Source organism: Chamaesiphon sp. OTE_20_metabat_361 (assembly GCF_031364565.1).
The window spans coordinates 1-2,047 of the sequence record NZ_JANLWO010000373.1 but is presented as its reverse complement, the minus strand read 5'-3'; the positions used below and the strand labels follow the sequence as shown (position 1 = coordinate 2,047).

Annotated in this window: 2 protein-coding genes; both read left to right on the top strand. The window is 47.8% G+C overall.

Going from position 1 to position 2,047, the window contains the following annotated elements; translation table 11 throughout:
- Nucleotides 1–286: helix-turn-helix transcriptional regulator (locus RMO35_RS10905; RefSeq protein ID WP_309741127.1), on the top strand; the 286-nt coding region annotated here is incomplete at its 5' end.
- A gap of 258 nt (nucleotides 287–544) precedes the next feature.
- A partial coding sequence (locus RMO35_RS10900) for a DASH family cryptochrome (RefSeq protein ID WP_309741126.1) occupies nucleotides 545–2,047 on the top strand: 1,503 nt, incomplete at its 3' end.

Genomic DNA, 2,047 nt, shown 5'->3' with positions numbered 1-2,047 from the left:
TGGTACCGAACTGATTGCTAGATTGGAGCATGAATCTTCAACCTATCGGCTCTCGGATACCGTTTTATATAGCGCGATTAAGTTTTTGGAAGCTAACGGGACGATTGTTGGCTACTGGAAAAAAGTTGAAGGTCGTGGACGTCCGCGTCGGATGTATCAGATTGACTCGGAATGGACGAATCAAGCCAAGGAATTAGCTTATTTCTGGAAGCGATATGCCGATACTCATTCTATCCCATCCGACACCACACCTTTCGATAGTCGCGCGCTATCGTTAGGTAACTAGGAATTAGCGGACGAGCTGCACTAACACTCGCAGCTATTTATTGGCACAGCCGCTGGGCTGGAGACTCGATCGGCAGGTGATAAGCCTGCTTTTTTATCGATCGAATGTGTTAGCTTAAAATTGTGGCGGTAAGAATCTCGATCGCAGGCTAACACTCAACACTACTCGATCGGGCGAATTCCTGCCCGCACGTTACCGCCACAAATTAATCGTCCACATTTCGCCGCCGCTCAGTGCTAGCTGTCAACTAAACTCATCATGTCTACCAAACGGATTTTAATCTGGTATCGTAACGATCTACGCTTGCACGACCACGAGCCACTGGTTCAGGCACTCAAGGAAGGTGCGAGCGTAATTCCATTTTATTGCTTTGACGATCGCCATTTTGGACAGACACAGTTTGGGTTTCCCAAGACAGGCGCATTTAGAGCGCAGTTTTTGCTAGAAAGTCTTGCCGATTTACAGCATTCATTGCAAGTTCGCGGGAGCGATTTGGTAATTAGGCGCGGCGCGGCGGAAGTTATTATCCCCGAATTGGTAGCGCAGTTAGGGATTACAGGTGTCTACTGTCATCAGGAAGTTACCGCCGAAGAATTAGCAGTCACCAAACCGCTGGAAGCGTCCCTCAAAGCGAGTAATGTTAACTATCGAGCTTTTTGGGGTCTGACGCTTTATCACCTTCAGGATCTGCCATTTAGCTTGCCCAATCTCCCCGAACTCTTTACCAAATTTCGCAAGGATGTCGAGCGAGATAGTCCGGTTCGCTCTTGTTTGCCCACGCCGAAGACTTTGCCAGCATTACCAGCAGATCTAGCACTGCAACAGCTACCCAGCTTGAGTGATTTGGGGCTAGACGCGCCCGAAGTTGACTCACGGGGTGTTTTGGCATATCGCGGTGGCGAGACGGCAGGAAGGGCGAGATTGGATGAGTATATCTGGCAAAATGACAGGCTACGCATCTACAAAGAAACTCGCAATGGGATGTTAGGTGCTGATTATTCTTCCAAGTTTTCGGCTTGGCTGGCTTTGGGCTGTATTTCCCCGCGATATATCGTCGAGCAAATTAGGAAATATGAGGACGAGCGGATTGAGAATGATTCGACTTATTGGTTGATTTTTGAATTGTTGTGGCGGGACTATTTTCGGTTTATTTGTGCCAAGCATGGCGTGAGTATGTTTAAATTAACCGGACTACAAGGTGTCGATCTAACTTGGAAACAAGATTGGGAGCGGTTTGACCTCTGGCGGGAAGGTAAAACGGGCTATCCATTGGTAGATGCCAATATGCGCGAGATCGCCGCAACTGGATATATGTCCAATCGCGGTCGTCAAAATGTGGCGAGTTTTTTGACTAAAAACCTCGGTATCGATTGGCGGATGGGTGCCGAATGGTTTGAATCTCTGCTAATTGATTATGATGTTTGCAGCAATTGGGGCAACTGGAATTATACCGCTGGAGTGGGTAATGATGCGCGAGGTTTTCGCTTTTTTAATATTACCAAGCAGTCCAATGATTACGATCGCGAAGGTAAGTATGTCAAGCATTGGTTGCCAGAGCTAGAGGGAGTTCCCGCCGCTAAAGTTCACGAACCTTGGAAACTTTTACCAGTCGAACAGGAACGTTTTGGGGTCAGAATTGGCGTTGATTATCCGCAGCCTGTGGTCGATTTATTTAAGTCAGCCCGCACGAATGAGCTGATTTATAATATGGCTTTTAATATGCCGTCTAGTTCTCGCGATCGACCCGTTCCCAAGCGACGT